Annotated in this window: 28 protein-coding genes; all 28 read left to right on the top strand. The window is 43.9% G+C overall.

Annotated elements, in window-relative coordinates; translation table 11 throughout:
* Positions 1 to 3 precede the first annotated feature (3 nt).
* The gene (locus tag AB4Z50_RS02495) at positions 4 to 585 is read left to right on the top strand and encodes a histidine phosphatase family protein (protein WP_441875275.1); all 582 of its coding nucleotides are present in this window, start codon (positions 4 to 6) and stop codon (positions 583 to 585) included.
* Between the two features lie 189 nt (positions 586 to 774).
* The gene (locus tag AB4Z50_RS02500; RefSeq protein ID WP_441875278.1) at positions 775 to 1,950 is read left to right on the top strand and encodes a hypothetical protein; all 1,176 of its coding nucleotides are present in this window, start codon (positions 775 to 777) and stop codon (positions 1,948 to 1,950) included.
* A 105-nt stretch (positions 1,951 to 2,055) separates the two neighbouring features.
* The gene (locus AB4Z50_RS02505) at positions 2,056 to 2,562 is read left to right on the top strand and encodes a gamma carbonic anhydrase family protein (RefSeq protein ID WP_339202874.1); all 507 of its coding nucleotides are present in this window, start codon (positions 2,056 to 2,058) and stop codon (positions 2,560 to 2,562) included.
* A 22-nt stretch (positions 2,563 to 2,584) separates the two neighbouring features.
* Positions 2,585 to 2,767 (top strand): IDEAL domain-containing protein, encoded by a 183-nt coding sequence (locus AB4Z50_RS02510; protein WP_076265688.1) that lies wholly within the window; start codon positions 2,585 to 2,587, stop codon positions 2,765 to 2,767.
* Between the two features lie 196 nt (positions 2,768 to 2,963).
* The gene (locus AB4Z50_RS02515; RefSeq protein WP_441875282.1) at positions 2,964 to 3,386 is read left to right on the top strand and encodes a DUF2487 family protein; all 423 of its coding nucleotides are present in this window, start codon (positions 2,964 to 2,966) and stop codon (positions 3,384 to 3,386) included.
* 241 nt (positions 3,387 to 3,627) lie between these two features.
* Positions 3,628 to 4,161 carry a ubiquinol-cytochrome c reductase iron-sulfur subunit gene (locus AB4Z50_RS02520; protein ID WP_339202870.1) on the top strand — a complete coding sequence of 178 codons (534 nt, stop codon included), beginning with the start codon at positions 3,628 to 3,630 and terminating at the stop codon, positions 4,159 to 4,161.
* Positions 4,162 to 4,177: 16 nt separating this feature from the next.
* Positions 4,178 to 4,849 (top strand): menaquinol-cytochrome c reductase cytochrome b subunit, encoded by a 672-nt coding sequence (qcrB, locus tag AB4Z50_RS02525; protein WP_053376377.1) that lies wholly within the window; start codon positions 4,178 to 4,180, stop codon positions 4,847 to 4,849.
* Positions 4,850 to 4,867: 18 nt separating this feature from the next.
* Positions 4,868 to 5,737 (top strand): menaquinol-cytochrome c reductase cytochrome b/c subunit, encoded by an 870-nt coding sequence (locus tag AB4Z50_RS02530; RefSeq protein ID WP_076265692.1) that lies wholly within the window; start codon positions 4,868 to 4,870, stop codon positions 5,735 to 5,737.
* A 90-nt stretch (positions 5,738 to 5,827) separates the two neighbouring features.
* Positions 5,828 to 6,460, top strand: a complete 633-nt coding sequence (locus AB4Z50_RS02535; protein WP_441875575.1) for a DUF1405 domain-containing protein — start codon at positions 5,828 to 5,830, stop codon at positions 6,458 to 6,460.
* 42 nt (positions 6,461 to 6,502) lie between these two features.
* Positions 6,503 to 7,372, top strand: a complete 870-nt coding sequence (locus AB4Z50_RS02540) for a sporulation protein YpjB (RefSeq protein WP_441875288.1) — start codon at positions 6,503 to 6,505, stop codon at positions 7,370 to 7,372.
* Positions 7,373 to 7,615: 243 nt separating this feature from the next.
* On the top strand, positions 7,616 to 7,951 hold the full coding sequence (locus AB4Z50_RS02545; protein WP_076265695.1) for a nucleotide pyrophosphohydrolase: 336 nt from the start codon (positions 7,616 to 7,618) through the stop codon (positions 7,949 to 7,951).
* Positions 7,952 to 8,005: 54 nt separating this feature from the next.
* Entirely contained in the window at positions 8,006 to 8,548 is a 543-nt protein-coding gene (locus AB4Z50_RS02550; RefSeq protein ID WP_441875291.1) for a tetratricopeptide repeat protein, read from the top strand.
* Complete coding sequence (dapB, locus tag AB4Z50_RS02555) at positions 8,545 to 9,360, top strand: 4-hydroxy-tetrahydrodipicolinate reductase (protein ID WP_441875294.1); 816 nt, start codon at positions 8,545 to 8,547, stop codon at positions 9,358 to 9,360. Before AB4Z50_RS02550 ends, dapB begins: the two co-directional genes overlap by 4 nt.
* A gap of 29 nt (positions 9,361 to 9,389) precedes the next feature.
* Positions 9,390 to 9,809 carry a methylglyoxal synthase gene (locus AB4Z50_RS02560; RefSeq protein WP_339202866.1) on the top strand — a complete coding sequence of 140 codons (420 nt, stop codon included), beginning with the start codon at positions 9,390 to 9,392 and terminating at the stop codon, positions 9,807 to 9,809.
* Positions 9,809 to 10,504 (top strand): bacillithiol biosynthesis deacetylase BshB1, encoded by a 696-nt coding sequence (gene bshB1, locus AB4Z50_RS02565; protein WP_441875297.1) that lies wholly within the window; start codon positions 9,809 to 9,811, stop codon positions 10,502 to 10,504. Before AB4Z50_RS02560 ends, bshB1 begins: the two co-directional genes overlap by 1 nt.
* A gap of 64 nt (positions 10,505 to 10,568) precedes the next feature.
* Positions 10,569 to 11,735 (top strand): N-acetyl-alpha-D-glucosaminyl L-malate synthase BshA, encoded by a 1,167-nt coding sequence (bshA, locus tag AB4Z50_RS02570; protein ID WP_441875300.1) that lies wholly within the window; start codon positions 10,569 to 10,571, stop codon positions 11,733 to 11,735.
* Between the two features lie 30 nt (positions 11,736 to 11,765).
* Positions 11,766 to 13,043 carry a CCA tRNA nucleotidyltransferase gene (locus tag AB4Z50_RS02575; protein ID WP_441875303.1) on the top strand — a complete coding sequence of 426 codons (1,278 nt, stop codon included), beginning with the start codon at positions 11,766 to 11,768 and terminating at the stop codon, positions 13,041 to 13,043.
* Between the two features lie 52 nt (positions 13,044 to 13,095).
* Positions 13,096 to 14,070, top strand: coding sequence for a biotin--[acetyl-CoA-carboxylase] ligase (locus AB4Z50_RS02580; protein ID WP_441875306.1), 975 nt, complete (start codon positions 13,096 to 13,098; stop codon positions 14,068 to 14,070).
* A 256-nt stretch (positions 14,071 to 14,326) separates the two neighbouring features.
* Positions 14,327 to 15,238 carry a 3-methyl-2-oxobutanoate hydroxymethyltransferase gene (gene panB / locus AB4Z50_RS02585; RefSeq protein ID WP_441875309.1) on the top strand — a complete coding sequence of 304 codons (912 nt, stop codon included), beginning with the start codon at positions 14,327 to 14,329 and terminating at the stop codon, positions 15,236 to 15,238.
* A complete protein-coding gene (gene panC, locus AB4Z50_RS02590) occupies positions 15,235 to 16,185 on the top strand; it encodes a pantoate--beta-alanine ligase (RefSeq protein WP_441875312.1) in 951 nt (316 codons plus the stop codon). The genes panB and panC overlap by 4 nt, the downstream gene beginning before the upstream one ends.
* Positions 16,112 to 16,495, top strand: a complete 384-nt coding sequence (gene panD / locus AB4Z50_RS02595; protein ID WP_339202856.1) for an aspartate 1-decarboxylase — start codon at positions 16,112 to 16,114, stop codon at positions 16,493 to 16,495. Before panC ends, panD begins: the two co-directional genes overlap by 74 nt.
* A 77-nt stretch (positions 16,496 to 16,572) precedes the next feature.
* Complete coding sequence (locus tag AB4Z50_RS02600; protein WP_441875316.1) at positions 16,573 to 17,331, top strand: hypothetical protein; 759 nt, start codon at positions 16,573 to 16,575, stop codon at positions 17,329 to 17,331.
* Positions 17,332 to 17,347: 16 nt separating this feature from the next.
* On the top strand, positions 17,348 to 20,254 hold the full coding sequence (dinG, locus tag AB4Z50_RS02605) for an ATP-dependent DNA helicase DinG (protein WP_441875319.1): 2,907 nt from the start codon (positions 17,348 to 17,350) through the stop codon (positions 20,252 to 20,254).
* Positions 20,251 to 20,907: a redox-sensing transcriptional repressor Rex gene (locus tag AB4Z50_RS02610; protein WP_076265706.1), complete on the top strand. Its 657-nt coding sequence runs from the start codon at positions 20,251 to 20,253 to the stop codon at positions 20,905 to 20,907. The genes dinG and AB4Z50_RS02610 overlap by 4 nt, the downstream gene beginning before the upstream one ends.
* Positions 20,888 to 22,189 carry an amidohydrolase gene (locus tag AB4Z50_RS02615; protein WP_441875322.1) on the top strand — a complete coding sequence of 434 codons (1,302 nt, stop codon included), beginning with the start codon at positions 20,888 to 20,890 and terminating at the stop codon, positions 22,187 to 22,189. Before AB4Z50_RS02610 ends, AB4Z50_RS02615 begins: the two co-directional genes overlap by 20 nt.
* Positions 22,189 to 22,719, top strand: a complete 531-nt coding sequence (locus AB4Z50_RS02620) for a cell wall elongation regulator TseB-like domain-containing protein (RefSeq protein ID WP_441875325.1) — start codon at positions 22,189 to 22,191, stop codon at positions 22,717 to 22,719. Before AB4Z50_RS02615 ends, AB4Z50_RS02620 begins: the two co-directional genes overlap by 1 nt.
* 114 nt (positions 22,720 to 22,833) lie before the next feature.
* Positions 22,834 to 23,364, top strand: a complete 531-nt coding sequence (locus tag AB4Z50_RS02625; protein ID WP_441875328.1) for a hypothetical protein — start codon at positions 22,834 to 22,836, stop codon at positions 23,362 to 23,364.
* A gap of 1 nt (position 23,365) precedes the next feature.
* The gene (locus AB4Z50_RS02630) at positions 23,366 to 24,859 is read left to right on the top strand and encodes an AAA family ATPase (protein ID WP_441875331.1); all 1,494 of its coding nucleotides are present in this window, start codon (positions 23,366 to 23,368) and stop codon (positions 24,857 to 24,859) included.
* The last annotated feature ends 3 nt before the right edge of the window (positions 24,860 to 24,862 follow it).

The following is a 24,862-nucleotide window of genomic DNA, read 5'->3' on the forward strand; positions in this document are numbered from 1 at the left end:
GGCTTGTTGATTGGATTAGTGCGCCACGGTAAGACGGACTGGAATGAACAAGGAAAGATTCAAGGGCAAACGGATATTCCATTGAATGAAGTAGGTATTGTACAAGCCAAAGCATTGGCAGAGCGATTAAGCCGTGAAGACCAGATATGGGATGCTGTTATATCAAGTGATCTGCAGCGGGCTCAAGCGACAGCACAGATTATCGCTTCGAAGTTAAATATTCCTTTGCTTGAAAGTGAGCCGCGCTTGAGAGAGAGGTATTTTGGCGAGGTTGAAGGCACGAGGGAGCAGGAGCGTCACGAACGCTGGGGAACGAATTGGCGAGAAATTGCTGAAGGTGTAGAGTCTAATGATGAGGTCAGAGCAAGAGGCTTGAGCGCAATTAATGAATGGAAGCTGAAGTATCCAAAGCGCAACTTGCTTGTCGTTTCTCATGGCAGCTTTTTGGCTCAAATCATGGAAGAGTTATGTTCGGATCTCGAGGATCAATATTTATCCAACTTGTCTTACTCTATCCTGGAGCTGCGTGATGAGAAATGGCATCCGCAGCTGTATAATTGCACGATCCATTTAAATGAAGCATAGGAATCGCATACGAGCTGCGCCTTTATTTATTAAGGTGCGGCTTTTTTTGTATAAACTCCTTGTAATCTAGGTTATAAAACAATAGATATTTTCCCATAATGATATCAACTGACGCTTATTCATTACACAATACCCTTACGAAGCGGGGCGCCCGAGTGATAAGGCGGCTTCTGTAGAAAGGAGAGAGCTATGAATTTATCGGATATGCTAGGGTACGCGGATATTCAACAACTTAGCAGAATTGCAGATGTTTACCGTTGCGAATGCAATGGACATTCCAAAAACGATTTGATCCAATCCATTCTCTCTACCGTAAGTCGAAATGATGTTTTTGAAGCGCAAATAAGCAGCATGAAGATGGAGGATTTACGATTCCTCAACTCTTTGCTATTCGAAGCAAGAAACTCCTTTAGTTTAGAGGATTTGCTCGCTCGGGTGCAGCACAGCAGATTTGGGGAAGAGATCATCAAACCGGAGTTAGACCCGCCGAAAAAAACAAAACGCAGCAAAAAAAAGACAGAAGCAGTCGAAAAGCAGCTTAGCCCGCGAGAAATGATAGCTAAATTCAAGCATCACGGTTGGTTGTTCAATGGCTTCAGTGGTCCAAGCAGATATCTCTTTCAGGTTCCAAACGATTTGAAGACGCGCTTCCGCGATACGCTTGCGAGGAGGTTTGCCGCTGATCTGCAGTATACGGATGAGCCGCCTATTTACCGGGATGAGCAAATGCTTATTCACGACGATATTACACATCTGCTTCATTACACGTACCATAATGAAATCCAGCTAACAGCTGATGGGTCGATGTACAAGCGATTTACGCTGCAGCTGCTTGATCGTTTTGGCGTGCAAGAGGAGCTGCCTGCAAAAGGAGCATGGCGTTTTGGATATGGCAGACATTTTAACCAATATCCGAATCGTTTCTCATTCGTATACGATTACTGTTATCACGCAAAGTATATCAATGAAAATCAGACGCTTTTGACAGTTACGGGTCCAGGTGAAGAGCGCATGAAGAGCAGGCCTTCAAGCGAAGCAGAGCAAATCTATCGATATTGGTTGAAGCTATACAAGGGACCAATTACACATTTACTGTCGCTCGTGCATTGGATTAACACCCTCGCTGTGGAATGGGTTACGGTTGAGTCGCTCAGAACGGTACTTGTTCCGTTCATTAAGCCTTATTTTTACGATGATGCAAATACGATTTTGGAACAGAGAATTATGGCTATGATGGTTCATTTGGGGCTGCTTCGGCTTGGGGAGCATCCGATTTATGGGGCTGTAGTCCGTATGACCAAGGCAGGACGAGCTGTAGTTGCTGGCGTGAGCCTTGAGGAATCAGGTCCGATAGTGGTCCATTGATTTTGGGAATCGTACTCTTGGAGTAAGATCAAATATAAGCTACAGTATAAGAATACGATAGAAATGGCTTGTTATATTTGATCGCTTGGAGAGGACTGAAGAAAATTGTTGATCCCATACAAAGGCGTAATGCCAAAGATTCATGAAGATGTATACATAGCTGAAGGTGCAAAAATAATTGGTGACGTAACGATTGCTGAGAAAAGCACCGTTTGGTTTAATGCAGTACTGCGAGGGGATCTTGCACCTATACAAATCGGTCATAGCTGCAATATTCAAGATGGAGTCGTCGGTCACTTGAATGTGAATCAACCTTTGATTCTAGCTGATGAAGTGTCTATCGGCCATGCCGCTATAATACACGGCTGTACGATAGGCAGAGGCACATTAATTGGAATGGGGGCAATCGTACTTAACGGCGCAGACATTGGTGAATATGCTTTAATAGGAGCCGGTTCGATTGTTACAGAGAACAAAAAAATACCATCCTATACTCTATCTATCGGATCACCCGCCAAAGTCGTAAGAGAGTTAACAGAGGACGATTTACTGCGTATGAAAAAAACGATGGAGAGCTACGTGACAAAGGGAATAGAATATAGGATCTCTTAACGCCGGTTTGGAGGTGTATCCTATGGACAAAATGAAAGTAACGTATGAAGCCATGCTAGGTTTGGCCGCAGAGTTTGTGCTTGACGAAGCGGTATTGAAATTTCAAACCAACCAAATTTATACGGCAATTGACAAAGCATTGGCCGCTGGTGACGAGGATACGTTTTACCGTCTCGCAAAACAGCTAAATGCTTTAAAAAAATAACGCGTATCGTCTTTTTTGTAAAAATGACGATTGAGCGAGGAAGCTTCCCAGTTAAATGCGAACGAATCTGTTCGGTTTTGACACAGGGAGGCTTTTTTCTGTACATTTGGTTTGGCAAGGAGCGGAAATGGAGTTAACATAGAAGCAGTGATGTTGATATAGGCTGCAATTATGTTAAGGAGTGAGAATGTAAACGATGAAATTTAGTGAAATAACAAAAGAGCAATGGGATGAGTTAAGTCCATATTTGGATACTTGCCTGCTTCCTGTGACTGGAATGCCGAATGCAGCAAAGCCGTATGAGGCAACAGAATGGCTTGAGCAGCTTAGGGACATAATGGATTTAATTGAAATCCCTTTTAAAGGGAGGGTGGTCACTTATCCTGCATGGCATTACATCTCCGACAGCGAGCGTCTCTCAGAGCATTTAAATGAGTGGTGTGCTGCGGCGAAGCGCGGCGGGTTTCGTTATGTTATTGCGGTAACTGCAAATAATCAATTGATTGCCGAGTGTCCAGAAGTGGATTTATGGTTTGGTCCGAATCAAGATGGTGAGTTTCCGCAGCAATCTGATGTTTCTAATGCGATACGGAGTTTATGGAGTGGACAGACTACATGAATTTCATAAAATTGTCGTATAATATAGTTAGATTTCGGGGAAAACAAATGCCAGACAAGGTCAAATGTGACAAAATGATAACAAATTATTGAACGATAATTTGATAAACGTTCAAATATGAAGCCATATTCTTGACGCTCCCAAGCACCTAGGCTATTATAAGTTATGTCCTAGTTCGTCATGTGTTTTTGCCCTGCGGCAAGACGCGAGATATGGTTGGCAAAGGGGGTTAGAACAGAAGATGAGTAACCATGAACAACACGAGACCGCGCATCGACCGGTTCAGCGCAAAGAAATGTCCCGGCGTCAATTTTTGTCATATACGCTTGGTGGCACAACTGCATTTATGATGGGCGGCGCGGTATTACCAATGGTTCGTTTCGCAGTGGATCCACTCCTTAAGAAAAAGGGCGAGGGTACATACGTAAAAGTTGTGGAAGAGAGCAAAATTACGAACGAACCGCAAGAATTCAAATTTAAAATTCATCAGATCGACGGTTGGTACGTAAGTGACCCAGAGCTTGCAGCTTGGATTTCGAAGGATGCAAATGGCAAGATCTTTGCACTTTCACCAGTTTGCAAACACTTAGGTTGTACGATCGGATGGAACACAAAAGGTCAAAATGAATACGATTGTCCTTGTCACGATGCGCGCTACACGAAAGACGGGAAAAACATTACAGTTGCCCCGAACCCATTGGATGAGTACGAAGTGAAGCTTGAAGACGGCTTCGTGTACTTGGGTCCAGTAATGCCGAATACAAGAATGAAATAAGGAGGTCGTATGGCAGATGTTTAAAAGTGTTTACAACTGGATCGACGAGCGTCTTGACATTACGCCTCTGTGGAGAGATGTGGCTGACCATGAAGTGCCTGAGCACGTTAACCCAGCGCATCATTTTTCCGCATTCGTATATTGTTTCGGCGGTCTGACGTTTTTTATCACTGTTATTCAAATTTTGTCCGGTATGTTTTTGACGATGTATTATGTTCCGGATATTATCAACGCATATGCAAGCGTTGATTACCTGCAGCACAAGGTTGCATTCGGACAAATCGTTCGAGGCATGCACCACTTTGGGGCAAGCTTAGTTATTGTTATGATGTTCTTACATACCCTTCGAGTGTTTTTTACCGGTTCTTACAAAGCGCCGAGGGAAATGAACTGGGTTGTCGGAATGCTCATCTTCTTCATCATGTTAGGCCTAGGATTTACAGGTTACCTGCTTCCTTGGGATAACAAAGCTTACTACGCAACAAAAGTTGGTGTCCAAATTGCTGAATCCGTACCGGTAATCGGACCGTATCTCGCTTCATTCCTTTACGGCGGCGATATCGTAGGCGCACAAACACTAACTCGCTTCTTCGCGATCCATGTATTCTTCTTACCTGGCGCTTTGATTGCAATGTTGGCAGCGCACTTTATCATGATTCGGAAACAAGGTATTTCGGGACCACTTTAAGCGAAGGGAGGCATACTTATGGCGCATGGTCATAATTCGAACGAGAAGGTTGTCTATGTAGGCGACTCGCGTGTTAAGAAAAACAACCATCCGAACATTCCTCCGGACTACACGTCTTTTCCAGGTAAATCGGAAGCGTTTATTCCAAACTTCCTGCTTAAGGAATGGATGGTCGGCTGTGTCGTTTTGGTTGGTTTTCTTGTATGGGTTATTGCTGAGCCAGCACCACTAGGTTATCCAGCAGATCCAACGAATGCGGCATTTATACCGATGCCGGACTGGTACTTTTTGTTCTTGTATCAATTTTTGAAATACCCATATGTTTCGCAAGATTACATCTTGCTCGGAACAGTAGGTATTCCCGGAGTCATGTTTGGCGCATTGTTGCTAGCACCATTCCTCGACACTGGCAAGGAACGCCGCTTCTACCGTCGTCCGATTGCATCTTCATTGATGGGGCTAACACTTGTAGCTTGCGTTTACTTGACAGTTGTTTCTTGGGATCACTACCAGCATCAGCTTGAAATTAACGGACAAGTACCGGAACATATTGAGCGTGAAGAGAAGGCGCGTGAGGCTGCACTAGCAGGCCAAGAGCGTCCGAACTACACGAAACCAGCAGTAGAAGCATCACTTGTTGATGCAAATGATCCAGCAATGAAAATTGCTGAGCAAGCAAAATGTATCAGCTGTCATGCAGCTGACCTAAAAGGCCAAGGATCTGTTCCTAGCTTGGTTGGCGTTGGTGACGTTTTGTCGAAAGAACAGCTTGTAGAAGTAGTTACGAATGGTCGTAACGGCATGCCAGCTTTCGCTGATACTTTATCTGCCGAAGAAATTGATCAGCTGACTACTTGGCTGTCCAAACAAAAAGCGGCAACAGAATAAATCATCGAAAAAAACCTGATCGTATTACACGGTCAGGTTTTTCTTCGAATATAAGTCCTTTTTAATGATAAAGCGAAGGAGAAGTGATTCATCATGCTCGCTATTTTTTGGAGCCGTGAATTTTTACTAAGCCGACCATTTTTATGGTTGCTTTTTATTGTTAATTTTTTTGGAACGGTTTATGGCTACATCTGGTACGAGTCACAATTAGCTGAAACGTTAGATAGCCACCCCTTATGGCAAATTGTTTTTGTACCCGATTCACCTACAGCAAGTCTGTTTTTTACGATTGCTCTACTTTATTTTTTGTTTCCGCCTAAGCGTTCAAACGGCCTTGTAACAGTTTTGCGGTACATTATTGAAGGTTTGGCTGTTGTATGCTCAGTCAAATACGGCATATGGGCTGTATCGATGATTGTAGCGGGAGCATGGCAGGGGTCTGAGCTGAACTGGCAGCATTATATGCTCATGGCATCACATCTTGGAATGGCGTTTGAGGCATTGCTTTTTTTCAGATTTATGAAAGCAGGAGCTGTCTCGCTTATTGTAGCTACAGGATGGCTTCTTCTTAATGACACGGTTGATTATACATATGGGATATTTCCATATCTTGCCAAACAATTGTACGATGATTTGGATGCGGTTCGCGCATTTACCTACGGTTTATCCTTCTTTAGTTTGGCAGCTGGATTACTCGTATGGCGTTTTAGAAAGAAGGTATAACGATGGACATCCCTTCATAAGTTGTATTATGGGGGGATGTCCATGAAGATACGTTTTATTATTCCATTCGTCGTATGTATCGTCATGACGATAGGTTATGCTAATTTAGTCTGGGGCAGCGGAGCTAGTCTTCAAGCTTTTGCGACCCGGCTGACGCCAGATCCAAGTAAACAGGTTCAACGTATGGATAATATTGCAAGCTCATTATATGAAGCAGCTTATACAAATAATCGACAAGCAGCTTATCAATATGTCCAACAGCTTCAGCAATTGGTTGATGGAGAACTTAAATATGCAGCTGGTAATGCCGAAGGGTGGCAAGCTGTTGAACGAGATGCCAATACAATTGAGAAATCGCTCGTTAAAGGCTCACTTGGGACAAGCTGGTTTGTAGAGGCAGCCCGAATTAAATTAACTGCTGATGCTCTTGCAAGGCCTAATAATGCCTTGTGGCTGCAATATGAGAAGATCATGCAGGATGATATTTCGCGTGTGGAAAAAGCTTGGAAGCGCCAAACTGATGATGGAGCTATAGCAGCACGAGCTGTAATGATAAGCTTGGAAAAACATGCAGATCGTATTAAACCTGCTGTCAGTATGATGTACGGGAGCAAGCATGAAACAGAGTTGATGGAGCGAATTCAGTATACGAATCGACTGCTGGAAGCATCTCGCAAAGATAAAAATAATGTCGCCAGCATTAATCGATCAGTGCAGGAACTAAAGGATACACTCACTCGAATGTTTAATCAGAATCAATTAGAAGCGGATGTTCCCGTTGTAGCAGCAGTGCCTATTTCTAATCCTTTGCGCTGGACACTTTTATTAGGCGCATTTATTTCAGCCATTCTTACTTACACAGGCTGGAGAAAATATAAAGAAAATCCTTTTGGAGTCAAGCCTATTTCCTAATGGGTAGATGATAGATCCTAAATGATATGTAAATGCATTGTTTTTTTGAAGCAATGATTAGAATAAAGACATGAAAGTCGATATTGCGCACATTCATTTTTAACAGCCAAATTAGTTGCTGCTGAATGATGCAATAGACGACTTTTTTGCTATCTAAAGAAAGCAATTTAAAAACATTGATTTTATTTGCGTCTTTAAGTTAACATATGAATGTATAGCTATCGACAGAAAGGAAATGTACAGATGTCGGAAAAAACGTTATCAGATATTCAGCGAGAAGTTGATGATTATATTTCTCAATTTAAAGAAGGTTATTTCAGTCCTCTTGCTTTGATGGCTAGAATGTCCGAAGAAGTGGGCGAGCTTGCTCGTGAAGTAAACCATTTCTACGGCGAAAAACCTAAAAAAGCCGATGAAGCGGATAATTCCGTTGAAATGGAGCTTGGTGATATTTTATTTATTCTTTCTTGCTTCGCTAATTCCCTCAATATAGATTTAACCGAAGCGCATAATAAGGTTATGCATAAATTCACTACTCGCGACGCGAATCGGTGGACGAAGAAAATAACCGAACAGTAAACAAGCTCCATACATATGCTGTACCATCAACCTGTGTACAAGGAGGATGGGCGGATGGATGGAGAGAGCTGCATGAAAAAGGCTTATGAATTCATCTTTAATAGTGATTTCGAGCAAGCGATATATTGGTTTGAGAAAGCCATTGAGGTTGAACCGGAAAATGCATTCTATTATCATACATGCGCCGTATCTTGCGCACGAAGCGGTAAATGGACAAAAGCGAAGCAGCATGCAGAATCAGCCGTTAGGCTGGCGCCCGAGCTTGCGGAGTATAGATATCATCTTCAAACCGTAGAAGCCGGAATTTTGCAAGCGGAGGCTAATTTTTTGCTGGCCAAAGTACCGCCTGAGCTCCATGAGGCAGCACCTTTACTTGAGAGAGCAGCACTGCTTGACCCATTAAGCTTTGATGCATTTTATACGCTTGGCGTTTTGTATGCATCGCTTAGCCAATACGATAAAGCGGTCATTAATGCGAGGGAAGCAATGAGGCTCGATCCCAGCCATTCGGCAGCGAGAAGGCTATTTGCTGACGTTAATCGTAAGAGGCGTATGCAGCGATTTCAACTGGATGCAAAAAGAAAAAGGAACAGGTGATAAAGTTGACGACACAAAAAATACGCGTGGCAGTAGCTGGTGCGAGTGGAAGAATGGGACGCGAAGTTGTAAAAATGGTGCTGGAGGACGAGTCGCTTCAATTGGTGGCGGCCGTCGCTCCATCTGCTGGTCCTGTAGATGCGGGTATATTCGCTGGGAAAGCAAATACTGGAGTTATAGTTAGTGCAACACTTGAGGAAGCACTTCAAGGTGCTCAAACCGATGTACTCGTTGATTTCACCATTCCTCAGATGGCATATGGCCATACGAAGACGGCAATTGAATTAGGAGTACGTCCTATTATGGGGACAACGGGTTTTACGCCTGAACAGATCGTGGAGCTGGACGAGCTTTGCCTCGAAAAAGGAATCGGCGGTTTAATCGCCCCTAACTTCTCCATCGGTGCGATTCTGATGATGAAGTTCGCTGCAGAAGCATCAAAATATTTGCCTCATGTTGAAATTATAGAATATCATGGAGATCAAAAGCTGGATGCACCTTCGGGGACTTCCATAAAAACAGCGGAGTTGATCTCACAAGTGCGTAAAGAGTTCCGTCAGGGCAACCCGAATGAGGAAGAAGTCATTGAAGGTGCGCGCGGCGGCTATTACAACGGATTCCGTATACATAGCGTTAGACTTCCTGGTGTATTTGCTCAACAAGAGGTTGTGTTTGGCGGCCATGGACAAACGCTCAAAATTCGTCATGATTCCTATGATCGCGCAGGCTATATGCCTGGTGTAAACGTGGCTGTGAAGAAGGTAATGACATACAGCGGTTTAATTTACGGATTTGAACATATTATGGATTAGATTATTAGGCAGCAGGAGAGGGGAACCGCATGTTGAATATTGCATTTATTGCGCATGATCGGAAGAAGGAAGAAATCGTTAATTTCGTAATCGCTTATGAGAAAGTATTTGTACCGCATAAGCTATACTCTACTGGCACGACGGGAACACGGATAATGGAACAAACGAACTTGTCCATTCATCGGTTCATGTCAGGCCCGCTCGGCGGCGATCAACAAATCGGTGCGATGGTTGCCCAAAATGAAATGGATTTAATTATCTTCTTGCGCGACCCATTAATGGCACAACCTCATGAGCCGGATATTATTGCTTTGCTGCGTTTATGCGATGTACAAGGCATACCGGTTGCTACTAACGTAGCGTCTGCTGAACTGCTGGTTAAAGCACTTGAACGCGGTGATTTTGCATGGCGAGAGCTTGTCCATAAATATAAACCAGGTATTGAATAATGACGACAGAACTCGATATTCTCGTTTTTGGCGCTCATGCGGATGATGCTGAAATTGGAATGGGCGGTACCATCGCCAAACATGTACAAGCTGGCTATAAGGTCGGCATATGTGATTTAACGATGGCAGAGATGTCTTCAAACGGAACGGTTGAGCTGAGGAAACAAGAAGCGGATCAAGCATCCAAAGTGCTTGGACTGCAGGCTCGTACTAATTTGGGTTTGCCTGATCGGGGTTTGGAGCCTTCACGCGATCAAATCGAACGTATTGTAGCAGAAATTCGTTATTTTAAGCCGCGGGTTGTATTTGCCCCTTACTGGGTAGATCGTCATCCCGATCATGTGGCTTGCAGTAGATTAATTGAAGAAGCTGTGTTTAACGCCAAGCTGCGCCGCTATATGCCGGAGCTGCCTGCCGTACAGGTATCACAGCTTATTTATTACTATATAAATGATGTGGATCAAGTATCGTTAACCGTTGATATTAGTGATTTTCAAGCAACCAAAAGAAACGCGCTGCTTGCTTACCGTTCACAATTCGATGCGGCAGCAGGCTCCGACCGAGTGGCTACGCCATTAACGAATAATTACATAGAACGAGTAGAAGCACGTGATTCATTGCTTGGACAAGCAAGAGGCTGGGCATATGCAGAGGGTTTCGCAATTAAGCGTCCTCACGCCATACAATATTTTTGACAATTCGTACAGCTCTTGTGTAATACAATAGTTATACGTAACGAACACAGGAGGTGCGACAACAGTGGCGAGAAAATTAAAGATTGGTATTACCTGTTATCCTACCTTGGGCGGATCGGGCGTAGTTGCAACCGAATTAGGTAAATTACTGGCAGAACGTGGTCATGAAATTCATTTTATTACACACAGTATTCCTTTTCGATTGGGACACTTTAATAAAAATATTTTTTATCATGAGGTAGAAGTTAATGATTATTATGTGTTTCGTTACCCGCCTTATGATCTAGCTTTAGCTAGCAAGATGGCACAGGTAGCAAAAATGCAGCAGCTTGACTTGCTTCATGTCCATTATGCGGTGCCTCATGCGGTTTGCGCCTATTTGGCGAAGCAGATGAATGGCGATGGCTTAAAAACGGTCACAACGCTGCATGGCACGGACATAACGGTGCTGGCTCAGGATGAATCGTTAAAAGCTTTAATTCGTCTTGCGATCCATCAAAGCGACGCTGTAACTGCCGTTTCAAAGGATCTGATTCAAGAGACTAGACAACTGCTTGATATTACGACACCAATTGATTTAACCTATAATTTTGTTGATAAACGTGTTTATTATCCACGCGATGCGGTTTCCTTGCGAGCTGATTATGCGGCTCCTAATGAGAAAATTTTGATGCATATTTCTAATTTCCGTCCGGTTAAACGGGTTGGGGATGTAGTTGAAATATTTGCTCGCGTTTCCGAGAAGGTTCCTTCGAAACTTCTCTTAGTTGGTGAAGGACCTGAGCTCTCAAAAATTCAATGCCGCATTCGCCAGCTTGGCCTTGAAGACCGTGTCCATTTTCTGGGCAAGCAAGAGGATGTTGCACAAGTCATTTCAATGGCAGATGTGCTGTTGCTTCCATCAGAGAAAGAAAGCTTTGGGCTTGTTGCGCTTGAGGCAATGGCTTGCGGCGTACCAACTATTGGTTCTAACGCTGGTGGTATTCCGGAGCTTGTTACTCATGGAGAAACTGGATTTTTGTCAGAGATCGGCGATGTCGAAGATATGGCTAAAAATACGGAAAGACTGCTTACGAATGAGAAGCTGCATGAACAGTTTAAGCAGGCTTGTATGTTTAGAGCAAGAAACGAGTTTTGTAATGACGTAATTACAACACAATATGAGCAGATCTATTATCGGGTACTCGGCATAGAGGCAGATTTGCCAATCGCTGTTTGCAGCGATAGCTAATCATTTCCCCTGCAAGAAGAGGTGTATGACATGCAGCTTTCATTATCAACACCGATCATAGCTGCATTGCCTATCATTGAGCGGCTTCGAGAGCATCATTTCGAAGCCGTTTTTGTGGGAGGCGCAGTTCGTGATACGTATTTAGATATACCAATCAAAGACGTTGATATCGCTACATCTGCTCGTCCAGAGCAGGTGCTTGAGCTGTTTGAGCGATGCATACCAACAGGCTTGCAGCATGGCACGATAACGGTTATACAAGACAACATCACATATGAAGTGACGACGTTTAGGCAAGAATCCGCATATGAGGATCATCGCAAGCCAGAAAGTGTCCTTTATATTACCGAACTTGACGGTGATTTGCTGCGCCGTGATTTTACGATGAACGCGATGGCGCTTTATAGCGATGGCACGCTTTATGATCCATATGGCGGAATTTATGATTTGCAGTCCAAGAGGCTCCGCTCAGTCGGCGATCCGAACGCTCGTTTTCAAGAGGATGCGCTTCGTATGTTAAGAGCGGTCAGATTTATTGGCGTCTACGGGCTCACTCCTTCGCTGCGAACATGGAAAGCAATCATTCGTTATCGCGAGCTGTTAAAGTATATTGCGATGGAGCGTGTGCACGTCGAACTAGATAAAATAGTAGCTGGAGCTGCTCCGCAAAGAGCGCTGCATTTTGTTGCTGCAAGCGGACTTTTATTTCATTTGAAGGAGTCCTTCCATGAAGAAACATTGTTATCGCTGAAAGAGATGGGACATGGAGACCAAGCACAAACGATTTATTCTCGCTTGCATGAGCTGACAGCTGTTGATTCTCGCTGGGCGGCACTGGCAATAGGGTTGCATTTATCTGTTGAGGCAGTGCAGCAGGCGCTGCAAGTGTTGAAATTTTCAAATACGCGCAGTAAGACCATAAGTACAATAGTAGCGATACATAAAGAAATGCTAGTTGTCTGTACTCAAACTAATGAGCGTGAACTTCACTCGAGCTGGTTATGCCTTGTCATTCGTTATGGAAAAGGGATTTGCGGCGAATGGATTCATGTTATGCGAACGCTAGAGAAGCAGGAGCTAGCCTTCACTGCTGCGTTTCTAAGACGTTTGGAGAACTGGATTGATTTAATGACCGTTTCATCACTTAAGCAGCTTAAAGTGACCGGCAAGGATCTAACAAATCATTTGCAACGAGATGCTGGACCATGGGTTAGTGAAATGTTAAGCAGATTACTATTGCTAACAGCACTTGGTGAAATTGAGAATGAACGAAATGTTTTGCTTGAGCAAGCGTCGCTCGAGCGATGAACAATAACATTCACAGCAGATTGTTTTGCATTATTTGAGGAGGCACGCGCAGATGAATCAGGAGCTCTTGCTTCAATTGTTTGTAGATAAACCAGGTGAATATGTGTCAGGAGAAAACATTAGCCAAGAGCTCGGCGTCAGCAGAACGGCGATATGGAAGCATATTCGCAAGCTTGAAGCGGCTGGTTATCAATTTGAAGCTTCAAGGCGGCTTGGTTATCGACTTCTAAGCATACCGGACATATTGTCTGTTGAAAAAATTAAAAATCAGCTGCCAGGCAATATTTTTGGACAGCATATTCATTATTTTGAAACGGTGGAATCCACTCAAAACCTTGCTCGTGCTGCAGCAGAAGAAGGCGCCTTGGAGGGTACCTTATTTGTTGCAGAGCAGCAGGTCAAAGGCCGCGGCCGCATGGGACGAGGATGGATTTCGCCGCGCGGCAAAGGCATTTGGATGAGCATGGTGCTTCGACCTTCCGTTCCCATTCATTTTGCTCCGCAGCTTACCTTATTGACAGCGGTAGCGTTATGCCGCAGCTTGAAGCGTTTAACCGGGCTGCCGATTGGAATTAAATGGCCCAATGATTTGCTTATTGAAGGTAAAAAAATTAGCGGTATTTTGCTTGAATCAGCCGCAGAAGACGAAAGACTTCGATATGTTATTGCAGGGATAGGGATTAGCGTAAATCTAGAAGAAGCTGATTACCCTGCGGAATTGCTGGAGAAAGCAACTTCACTTCGAATAAGCGGTCAGCAGAAATGGTCAAGAGAAGAGGTTATTGCTGATTTTCTTAAAGAATGGGAGCAGTTGTATTTCCTATATCAAGAACAAGGGTTTAGCCCGATTGTAACGTTATGGGAAGCTTTGTCTGTATCTTTGGGCAAAACGGTGCGCCTTACAACACCACAAGGCGAATTGGTTGGAATTCCGATTGGACTAGAAGAGAGCGGCGCTATTCGCATTCAACTGGAGGACGGCTCCATTAAGCCTGTTTTCTCTGCAGAGATGGGCGAACCTCTATAACGCATTACAAGTCGTTTACGTAATGAAGAAAGTTTGGTAAACTAAAGTCATCAGGCGGTATTCTCAGGAAGCTGCACTGATGATAAAAAATACGATGTAAATGGTTGGGAATGCACACTCTGCTCTGAGCCGTAGGGACCGAGACAGAAGGAAGCACAACAAGCAAACGTTTCCTTTTCAGTTTGGGGACCTTTTTGGCAGCGGCTAAAAGGTTTTTTTGTGTTTATCCTATCATTGAACGGGAGGATGAAAGCTGATGAGGAAACGACTGACGATTACAAAAATTAAGAAGATGAAGCAGGACCGCAATGCGATTTCCGTTTTGACAGCTTACGATTATCCTTCAGCCAAGCTTGCTGAAGAAGCTGGAATTGATGTCATTTTGGTTGGAGATTCACTCGGGAACGTTGTACTTGGATATGAGACTACCATCCCGGTAACCATTGATGACATTGTTTATCATACAAGAGCAGTTGCTAGAGGTGCCCAGCAAACGTTTATCGTTGCTGATATGCCCTTCATGACTTATGGCATTGGACGTGAAGCAACACTGCGCAATGCTGCGAAAATTATGCAAGAAGGCGGTGCTCAGGCTGTAAAGCTGGAGGGTGGCGTTGAAATTGCATCTGATGTATCCGCGCTTGTCAAAGCTGGCATCCCTGTTATGGGGCATATCGGCCTGACGCCACAATCGGTTCATCAGCTTGGCGGGTACAAAGTGCAAGGTAAATTAGATGCCGAAGTGGAGCAGCTAGTCAAAGATGCGAAGGCGCTGGAAGAAGCAGGTGCTTTCAGTATCGTTCTTGAACTAGTAACTGAACCAATCGCTACAATGATCAGCGAAATGCTTTCCATTCCGATTATCGGAATTGGCGCAGGACGCGGCTGCGATGGCCAAGTGCTTGTATATCATGATATTTTGCAATATTCATCTCCTTATTTTGAGAAAAAATTCGTAAAAACCTATGCAGATATTGGAACAACCATTAGAAATGCGATCCAATCTTATGTAGACGATGTAAAAACAGGCGAGTTTCCTGCAGAAGAGCATGTATTTAATGCACAACCTGCCCATATTCCTTCTTTGTATGGCGACTCATCTGAGAGCAGCAATCTTAACATAACTGAAAATAAGGACCTCGCGAACAAGGAGGTCAAATTGAAATGATCATTTGCCGCACGAAAGCTGAGCTAAAGCAGCAGTTAACTGCTGTGCGCAAGGAAAATAAAAGCATTGGTTTTGTGCCAACTATGGGTTATTTGCATGAAGGTCACGCTTCCTTAATGCGCCAAGCACATGCCGAAAATGATACCGCTGTGCTTAGCATATTTGTTAATCCACTGCAATTCGGACCTAATGAAGATTTGGATCGGTATCCGCGAGATGAGAAGCGTGATTTTGCGCTTGCAGAAGAATGCGGGATCGACATTGTGTTTATTCCTTCCGTTCAAGAAATGTATCCGAATAAGCCGCTGACAATGGTCATTGTCAATCAGGTAACGGATCGTTTATGCGGCGCTTCCAGACCTGGACATTTTGACGGGGTGGGAACGGTAGTTAGCAAGCTATTTCATTTGGTTGCTCCTGATCGTGCTTATTTTGGCATGAAGGATGCTCAGCAGGTTGCTGTCATTCAGCAAATGGTTGGAGATCTTAATTTTCCAGTGGAAATAGTGCCAAGTCCAATCGTTCGAGAACCGGATGGTCTTGCTTTAAGCTCAAGAAACGTATTTCTTAATGCGGAGCAGCGTGAGCAGGCAGTCGTATTGTCCAAAACGCTGCAGCAGGCTTATGATTGGATGAATGAGCCTGATATGACTGCTGAGCGGCTGGAGGCTAAAGTGAAGCTGCAATTGGTGAAAGCAAGTGAAGCTGTAATTGATTATGTGGAGCTGCTTCACTATCCATCCCTGCAGGTGCTGGATGCAAAAGTTTTATTAAATACGATTCAGCAACCGTTAATTTTGGCATTAGCTGTAAAGTTTGGCGCAACAAGGCTTATAGATAATCGGATATTACAGACAGCGGAGGTGAACCAGCATGTTCAGAACGATGATGAAATCCAAGTTGCACCGGGCAACAGTAACGGAAGCGAACCTGAATTATGTCGGTAGCATTACAATAGATGAAGATTTGATGGATGCGGCTAACATATGGGAAAATGAAAAGGTTCAAATCGTTAACAATAATAATGGTGCTCGCTTTGAGACTTATGTCATAACAGGTGAACGCGGATCTGGTGTAATTTGCTTGAATGGCGCAGCCGCTAGACAAGTTCAGCCAGGCGATCAGGTGATTATCATTTCTTATGCGATGATGACTGACGCTGATGCTAAAGTACACAAACCGATTGTAACGATTTTGGATGCGAACAATCGTCCCTTGACCATTTTAAACGAAGAGCTGCACGCGACAATCCTGTAATTTGATCTTTCACTACGTTAATCCCTGTATTATGTAACGAATGGGATGCTGTATGAAAAGCGGCGTTGAAACAAAAAATGAACATAACACTCCTTAATTCTTTGGCGAAGGCGGGATGCGGTATGTTCCAGCATATGTTTTCATCCATGAACGAAATGCTTGATCAAATTATTGAACAGTACGATGGTGCAGGTGCAAGTGAAAAGCAGCAGTTCGAACAGCAAATGCTTGAGCTCAAAAAAGTAAGTGACACATTTATTGAACAATGGCTTGAATTTGAAGAGAAGTTTTCTGAGTTCAAGGAGCAGCAAGGCGATCAAGCAGCAGTATCGCAAGTTCAAGAACAAGCCCCAGAAGGGGCGGTTCAATCAAGTGTACCTGTAAGTATCGCAGTCAGCAGTCCAGTTTCAGATTTTGAAATCTCGGACGAGCTTGCTGCGGTCATCTCCAAAGGGCAGGGCTACTACAAGCTATTTATGTTTTCGCAAGCAGCAGTGCAATTTCAAGCGGCTATTTTACAATCGCCGGAATGTAATTTGGCTAGACTGTTTTTGGGCATGACTCAGATGCACCTCCAGAACTGGAGTGAAGCTCAGCGGCATTTTCAATTGCTGATTGTATTGACGGACTTCCCCAAATGGCTTGCAATGGGCTATAATGCGCTAGGATGCATTCAAGCGGTGCAAATGAATTTGGCACAAGCAGAGCAATTATTTATGAAAGCTTATGAGGTCTGTCCCAGCTTCAAGGATCCGTTAAACAATTTGAAATCATGTCAAGAAACACCCAAGCACTTATCGTTATATTTCGGAAGCACGGAGCTGTGCTGTTTGTGAGAGGATCGGGGAATAAATGAAATTTGCAGTATTGGATTTAGAAACGACGGGACACAGCTCGGATGATGATATTTTGCAGGTTGGGCTAGTCATCGTTTCAGAGGAGCTTGAAATTATCGATACGTATAGCTCCTTTGTTCGACCTAATATCCCGATACCGGCCTTCATTACACAATTAACAGGCATAGATGAAACGGTTGTTGCGGATGCCCCAACTCTCAAAGAGGTTATTGCAGAGCTGGTTCCGTTATTGGATGATGCCGTTTTGGTCGCTCATAACGTTGGCTTTGACGCCGGTTTTTTAAACCAGGCATTAGCACGATGCGGTCGGCGCCCTTTTGCAGGTCGCAGGCTGGATACCATTGAATTATTACGAATTTTATATCCTACAATTAATACGTATCAGCTTGGAGCTGTTTCTGAGCTCTTTGGAATACCGCATGATCAACATCACCGCGCGGACAGCGATGCAAATGCAACTGCGCTACTGCTAATTGAAACGGTAAAAAAGCTTCGCAAATTGCCGCTGCTTACTTTGCAGCGGCTTTCCACGCTTGTAGATGACGGCAGCGATTTGAGCTGGTTTATCAAGCATACCGGGCAGCAGATGGAATATAGTACTGTATTCGAATCGAATGAATATGACTATTTTAATCAATTTGCATTGAAGGTTCGCGAATGGAGCGATGAACAGCCTCCGCGTTCAGGCGGTACAAGTGTGCTGCCATTAACGGATGTTTCGTTTGACAATTATTTAACTGATGTAAGACAACGCTTTGAACAGAAATTTGAGAATTATGAGGAAAGAGAAGCGCAGGTAGCCATGTTTCAAGAGGTGTACAGCGCTCTAAATCAGAATCAGCATTTACTTATAGAAGCAGGTACAGGAACAGGGAAGTCGCTTGGTTATTTAATTCCTGCGCTTTATTATGGCATTCAGAACGGCAAAAAAGTTGTCGTTAGTACGCATACAATCAATTTGCAGGAGCAGCTTCGTCAACGCGATTTGCCATTGCTTGAGGAAATACTGCCATTTGAGTTTAGAGCTTCGATCTTTAAAGGCAGAGGGAATTATTTATGCTTGCGCAAATTTGAAGGCAAAATCAACACAAAAGATCTTGTATCGCCGATTGAGGATACGGTTACGGCTGCTCAAATGGTCGTATGGCTTGGAGAAACGGAAACTGGCGATCAGGAAGAACTTAACTTCGGCAACAAGGGTGCTGAGTTTTGGTCTACGGTAGCGAGCGATACGGATTCATGCCTAAATCGAGCTTGTCCTTGGTTCAAAAGATGTTTTTATCATCGTGCGAAGCATGAAGCAAACATTGCTGATGTTACGATAACGAATCATTCAATGTTATTTACGGATGTTCAAGCAGATCATCGTTTATTGCCTTCCTATACTCATCTCATTATTGATGAAGCACATCATGTGGAAGAGGTTGCCGGCAAGCATCTAGGTATGCAAATTAACTACTTCTCTTTGACGCAGGCTGTTCTTCGGCTTTATAAAGATGCGCGCTCTGGATTATTGCCTGGGCTTCGCCAGAAGCTTATGTATGAGGATGACGCACATCAAGCCTCCTGGTTGGAGACGATTGATACCGTTATTCCTATTTTCCAAGAGATTAAGGAGCACTGGGATAAGCTGTTTGAAATGTTTTATAGCTTTACGTCAACTTCATCGGATGGACCAACCGAGAATGGTCAGTCGGTATGCCGGCTAAAGAAAAACGAGCTTCCAGCAGGCTGGGAGGACGGTGTTACGGTTGAAGGAAATATCCATACTGAACTTAACCGAGTCATTCGAACCGTCGATAAAATGGTTACCGATATTAAAGACCGTGTTGACGATTCCGGTGTTCAAGCGATAATAACGGATTTAAATGGCGCGGTACGAGATTTGTCTCGACTTAAGGATGAGCTTAGAACGTTTATCACCTTAGAGCTCGCGGAATCCGTATTTTGGATCGAGGCAAGCAGTGTATACCGCTACAGATCTGTACAGTTATACGGTGTCCCAGTAGATGTAAGCGCTCAGCTGCAAAAATATTTTTTTGATGTCAAAGAAAGTATCGTTCTTACCTCGGCAACGTTATCTGTGCAAAAATCTTTTCAATACGCAGAGGAGCAGCTTGGGTTAACTGGATATGAACAGCAGGGCAGACTTAAAACCGTTCAATTGCCTTCACCGTTTAATTACCGGGAACAGGCATTAGTTGTCATTCCACGCAACTTCCCAGTACTCAAGGGAGCAGCTGTAGATGACACCTATTTGGATATGCTTGTAAAATCACTTTCTGATGCTGCAAAGGAAACGAAGGGCAGAATGCTTGTACTGTTCACGTCCTATCGCATGCTGAGGCAGGTCTACGAGCCGCTTAAAGAGCTTTTAAGCGTTGCAGGTATTCAAGTGCTCGGACAAGGAATAGACAGCGGCAATCGCACGAAGCTTACAAGACGTTTCCGTCAAACGCCTGAGTCGGTTTTACTTGGCACGAGCAGCTTCTGGGAAGGTGTAGATATACCAGGTGAAGCTCTGATTTGCCTTGCCATCGTTCGTTTGCCATTCCAACCGCCTAACCATCCCTTAGTGGAAGCAAAAGCCGAGATGCTGCAGCGGCAGAAACAAAATCCTTTTATGAAATTGTCGATTCCCCAAGCTGTCATTCGCTTTAAACAAGGCTTTGGGCGTCTAGTAAGGACTTCACAAGACAAAGGGATCGTAATCATATATGATACAAGAGTAATCGACACTTACTACGGTAAACACTTCTTATATTCACTGCCAGGACCAAAAATCGAAACGATGCATATGGATCAAATGGTCGTGCGAATGAGAGAATGGTTAACGGATGAAAATGCAGCATTGCCGCAGGAAAATCAAGCTGTGTCTAGCGAAGAGGAGGAAAAACGATGAAGCAAACGAAAATATCGGAGGCTGTCGTCAGAAGGCTTCCCGTTTATTTGCAAGTACTAAATGAAATGCTTAATCGTGAGATTCAGACCATTTCTTCGCAGGATTTAGGCACAAAGCTTGATTTAAATCCTGCTCAAATTCGTAAAGATCTCGCTTATTTCGGAGAGTTTGGACGGAAAGGCGTAGGCTACGATGTTGTATATTTAATTGAGAAGATACGTCAAATTTTAAAGGTTGATCAGACGATAAAGGTTGCGTTGGTTGGAGCGGGCAATCTAGGTCATGCCTTATGCAATTACAATAAATACTCCAAGGATAATATGCAGATTACCGCCGTGTTCGATGTACATCCGAGCAAAATCGGAACGAGCATTAATAATTTGATTGTAATGCCGATGAGTGAGCTTGCTGCAACGGTTGCAGAGCAAAATATTCGGATTGGCATCATTACCGTTCCAGCATTTGAAGCACAAAATGTAGCTAATCAATTTGTCGAAGCAGGCATAGAAGGAATATTGAATTTTGCCCCTGCTATTCTACGAGTACCGGATGAAATGCGAATACATAATGCTGATTTCACAAGGGAATTGCTTAGTTTAGCTTATTATTTAGCCAAAGAGGGAGAGACGCAGGATGAGTCAGATTTGGATTGAAAACGGTTTGTTTATAACGATGGATGACGAAAATCCATCATTTAGAGGACATATGGTCGTATCCGATGATCGGATTAGTTATATAGGTACGGCTGTTCCTGAGCAGCTTTCTGACACGGTGCAAAAAATAGACGGCAGCAAGCTGGCTTTTATGCCAGGTCTTATTAATACTCACGGACATGCGGCGATGAGCTTGCTTCGTGGATATTCCGATGATCAAAATTTGCAGGTTTGGCTTGAACAGAAAATGTGGCCAATGGAAGGCAAATATGTTGATCAAGATACACGTGCAGGAAGTGCTCTAGCGATCGTTGAAATGCTGAAATCAGGTACAACAGCCTTTGTTGATATGTATGATCGCATGGATCAGGTTGCGCAAATGGTTGAGCAAAGCGGGATCCGCGGTGTTTTGACAAGAGGCGTTATCGGACTATGTCCACCAGATGTACAGGAAGCTAAGCTTGCTGAGGCAATCGCTTTTGCCCGTGATTGGAACGGGAAGGCAGACGGACGTATTACGACGATGATTTCTCCACACGCCCCTTATACATGTCCGCCAGCGTATATTGAACGTTTTGTACAAGCGGCTCATGATTTTGATTTGCCTTTGCATACGCATATGTCGGAAACGATTGCTGAAGTGGAGCAAAACGTGCGTGATTATGGACTTCGTCCGGTCGAGCATTTGGATCGGTTAGGCTTCTTCTCACGTCCTGCACTTGTTGCGCATGCCGTACATCTGAATGATGCTGAGATCGAGCTGCTTGCTGCTAAAGGAGTTGCGGTTTCACATAATCCTGTAAGTAATCTTAAGCTTGCTAGCGGCATTGCACGCGTTCCTGATTTGATTCGCGCAGGTGTTACGGTATCGCTTGGAACAGATAGTGTGGCAAGCAACAACAATCTTGATTTATTTGAGGAAATTCGATTCGCGGCTTTGCTTCATAAAGGTGTATCTGGAGATCCTACTGCTATCCCTGCTTTGGAAGCATTGAAACTTGGTACAGTGAGTGGGGCAAAATCCATTTGGCAAGAGAAGAGCCTTGGTAGTCTAAAAGTAGGCATGAAGGCAGATTTCATCGCTATTGATATTGAACAGCCGCATTTCTACCCTCAGACGGATATCGTATCACATTTGGTCTACTCTGGTTCAGGCCGCGATGTGCGGCATGTATGGATTGATGGAAGACAAGTATTGAAAAACGGCGAATGCACTTGGCTTGATGAGGAGAAAATTCGTTACGAGGCACAAGCGAGCTTTGATCGCTTGCTGCAAGCTTAATGCGAGCAACAGCAAGGAAACGAAAGCCGTTTATGACACTTAAGCGATGGTTGTTGTTAATTACAGCATTCCTCTTGCTGCTTCTAACCGTTTCCTTTATCTATTTCCGTGAAGTTCAGTCGCCTGAGTGGACAGCAATTAATGCGGCGAAGGAACAAGCGACAAAAGCAGCTGATCTTACGGAGATAGAAAAGGTACATCATCATATATGGCAAAAAAACAGTTGGGTCGTTGAAGGCATTAATGAACAAGATGAACATGTATACGTATGGCTGACTGAGGAGCAACAACCAGTTATCATGAAAGCGACGGAAGGCATTTCTGAGAAGTCACTCAAAGATGATTTCATCAGCAAGAGGCCATTGGCAGAAATCAAGAGAATTCAGCCGGGACTGCTTGATGACAAAACGGTGTGGGAAATCTATTATAATGACGGTGAAAAGCCTGATCATTACCGATATGATTTCTACCGTTTTGATGACGGTGCATTCATTGATTCTTATACGTTACCAGCAAAAACGGGGCCATAAGGCTCCGTTTCCTTTTATTGAGGGACGATTCTTGCATAATTTCATGATATACTTTCGTATAGCGGAGTTGATATACGGAGTGTTCATAAATTTATTGCAGGAGGGATTTTCATAATGATGAAACCACGTGTGATACCAATCGTGATTACTGCTGCAATTTCCGCTTCCGTTTTATTCGGAGGCTGGGCTGTATATAATCAAGTGGCTGTAGCAGCTCCATTAGAGAAAGTTACAAAAGGCATTCAAGGTATTGTTTCTTCAGAAAAACCAGTTATGGATCGCAATAAAATAGCTATTTCTCTTGAATTAACGCCGGATGCGAATCTCCGGGACATCTATGAAAGTATTGCAGCTAACGGAAAAGATGTAGTTGGCGACCGTAAGCTTGAGCTTAATATAGAAGAAAAATCGAATAAGCAGCTTGAAGATCTGTGGTATGCTTCCATGTTTGAAGTTGCAGAGGCGATGGAGCGCAAAACCTATTCTCATATTCCAGATGCGATGAAAGAAGCAGCAAAATCCATGAAAGATGTCACCGTGACGACTGAAATGGATGATACGAATGTGTATATTACGATTAAAAATAGTGAAGCGGTAAAATATATCGTCCTGCCACGCACGCCAAACCAATTGGAGGCATGGTAATATGATGAAATATGGTAAAGAAATTGCGATAGGCTTACTTCCTGTACTTATTGCTTTTTTTATATATATTGGACAAAATGTAGTTCCCATCGTATTGCTGGGCGTGTTAGGCTTTGTCGTAGTTTATGCAGCACGAGGTAGAGGCAAGCTGACCGCGTTGTCTAGCCAGAAGCGGCGTTCTGAAGAGAAAATGACACCACTCACCTTTGAGGAAATAGGAGGTCAGGAGCGTGCCAAGCAGGAGCTTGTAGAGGCACTTGATTTTCTCGTTCATCAAGAACAAATTGCTAAGCTTGGCATTCGGCCGTTAAAAGGCATTTTGCTGTCAGGCCCTCCAGGAACAGGAAAGACGCTGCTTGCTAAGGCAGCTGCTCAATATACAGATTCGATTTATTTGGCTGCATCCGGCAGTGAGTTTGTAGAAATGTATGTCGGTGTAGGCGCAGGACGTATTCGCGACCTATTCAAAGAGGCGCGTACAAAAGCGAATAAAGCGAAAAAAAGCAGCGCTGTTATTTTTATTGATGAGATTGAAGTCATTGGCGGCAAACGAGATGGCGGTCAGCAGCGCGAGTATGATCAAACCTTGAATCAGCTATTAACCGAAATGGACGGTATTTATGCAAATGAATCACCGCGTATTTTGTTAATTGCGGCTACTAACCGTAAGGAAATGCTCGATAGCGCATTGCTCCGTCCAGGTCGTTTTGACAGGCACATCGGTGTTGAACTTCCTGATAAAAAGGGCAGATTGCATATTTTGAACATCCATGCGAAAAATAAACCTATCCGCTCAGGCGTGAACTTAGAACGCATTGCAAGTGAATCCTTTGGTTTCTCCGGTGCGCAGCTGGAGAGCGTCATGAATGAAGCGGCGATTTATGCGATGCGTGAGAGCAGTGAAACCATCGCTGAACAGCATTTATCGATGGCTATTGATAAGGTTATGATGGGTGAAAAAACGGATCGCGAGGCATCAAAAGAAGAGCGCGAACGGATTGCGCTTCATGAGCTCGGACATGCAATTATGGCAGAACTGATGCGTCCAGGCAGCGTGTCACAGGTTGCCTTGTCTCCGCGCGGTCAAGCGTTAGGTTATGTTCGTCACAATCCGCAGCAGGATCAATATTTGTACACAAAACAGTTCCTAAACGGTCAAATTATGATTGCGTTAGGCGGAGCTGCAGCGGAGGAAATGTTTTATGGTGATCGGAGCACTGGATCAAGAGGTGACTTCGAACAATCAATGAATATAGTCAAAACGTTAGTGGAATCGGGATTGACTGAACTTGGCATTATTGATTCTTCGATGATGACAAAAGATGGATGGGCAAGCATCAATCGAACCATTTTGGATGAGCTGATGCTGCAAACAAAAGGTCTGCTTGAGTCGAATAGAGAAGTGTTTATCAAGTCTCTTCAGACGCTTCTGCGTGAGGAAACATTGAGCGGAGATGAGTTTAGAAAGCTCTTTTCTTCCAATACAGCAGCATGAAGC

Origin of the sequence: Paenibacillus sp. 2TAB26 (assembly GCF_052115145.1) — a bacterium.
Classification (GTDB): domain Bacteria; phylum Bacillota; class Bacilli; order Paenibacillales; family Paenibacillaceae; genus Pristimantibacillus.

Bases quoted from the DNA above. Each gene is read 5' to 3' on its own strand.
- AB4Z50_RS02500 (WP_441875278.1), top strand. From the start codon at position 775: ATGAATTTATCGGATATGCTAGGGTACGCGGATATTCAACAACTTAGC.
- AB4Z50_RS02510 (WP_076265688.1), top strand. From the start codon at position 2,585: ATGGACAAAATGAAAGTAACGTATGAAGCCATGCTAGGTTTGGCCGCA.
- AB4Z50_RS02515 (WP_441875282.1), top strand. From the start codon at position 2,964: ATGAAATTTAGTGAAATAACAAAAGAGCAATGGGATGAGTTAAGTCCA.
- AB4Z50_RS02520 (WP_339202870.1), top strand. From the start codon at position 3,628: ATGAGTAACCATGAACAACACGAGACCGCGCATCGACCGGTTCAGCGC.
- qcrB (WP_053376377.1), top strand. From the start codon at position 4,178: ATGTTTAAAAGTGTTTACAACTGGATCGACGAGCGTCTTGACATTACG.
- AB4Z50_RS02530 (WP_076265692.1), top strand. From the start codon at position 4,868: ATGGCGCATGGTCATAATTCGAACGAGAAGGTTGTCTATGTAGGCGAC.
- AB4Z50_RS02540 (WP_441875288.1), top strand. From the start codon at position 6,503: ATGAAGATACGTTTTATTATTCCATTCGTCGTATGTATCGTCATGACG.
- AB4Z50_RS02545 (WP_076265695.1), top strand. From the start codon at position 7,616: ATGTCGGAAAAAACGTTATCAGATATTCAGCGAGAAGTTGATGATTAT.
- AB4Z50_RS02550 (WP_441875291.1), top strand. From the start codon at position 8,006: ATGGATGGAGAGAGCTGCATGAAAAAGGCTTATGAATTCATCTTTAAT.
- AB4Z50_RS02560 (WP_339202866.1), top strand. From the start codon at position 9,390: ATGTTGAATATTGCATTTATTGCGCATGATCGGAAGAAGGAAGAAATC.
- bshB1 (WP_441875297.1), top strand. From the start codon at position 9,809: ATGACGACAGAACTCGATATTCTCGTTTTTGGCGCTCATGCGGATGAT.
- AB4Z50_RS02575 (WP_441875303.1), top strand. From the start codon at position 11,766: ATGCAGCTTTCATTATCAACACCGATCATAGCTGCATTGCCTATCATT.
- AB4Z50_RS02580 (WP_441875306.1), top strand. From the start codon at position 13,096: ATGAATCAGGAGCTCTTGCTTCAATTGTTTGTAGATAAACCAGGTGAA.
- panB (WP_441875309.1), top strand. From the start codon at position 14,327: ATGAGGAAACGACTGACGATTACAAAAATTAAGAAGATGAAGCAGGAC.
- panC (WP_441875312.1), top strand. From the start codon at position 15,235: ATGATCATTTGCCGCACGAAAGCTGAGCTAAAGCAGCAGTTAACTGCT.
- panD (WP_339202856.1), top strand. From the start codon at position 16,112: ATGTTCAGAACGATGATGAAATCCAAGTTGCACCGGGCAACAGTAACG.
- AB4Z50_RS02600 (WP_441875316.1), top strand. From the start codon at position 16,573: ATGAACATAACACTCCTTAATTCTTTGGCGAAGGCGGGATGCGGTATG.
- dinG (WP_441875319.1), top strand. From the start codon at position 17,348: ATGAAATTTGCAGTATTGGATTTAGAAACGACGGGACACAGCTCGGAT.
- AB4Z50_RS02610 (WP_076265706.1), top strand. From the start codon at position 20,251: ATGAAGCAAACGAAAATATCGGAGGCTGTCGTCAGAAGGCTTCCCGTT.
- AB4Z50_RS02615 (WP_441875322.1), top strand. From the start codon at position 20,888: ATGAGTCAGATTTGGATTGAAAACGGTTTGTTTATAACGATGGATGAC.
- AB4Z50_RS02620 (WP_441875325.1), top strand. From the start codon at position 22,189: ATGCGAGCAACAGCAAGGAAACGAAAGCCGTTTATGACACTTAAGCGA.
- AB4Z50_RS02625 (WP_441875328.1), top strand. From the start codon at position 22,834: ATGATGAAACCACGTGTGATACCAATCGTGATTACTGCTGCAATTTCC.
- AB4Z50_RS02630 (WP_441875331.1), top strand. From the start codon at position 23,366: ATGATGAAATATGGTAAAGAAATTGCGATAGGCTTACTTCCTGTACTT.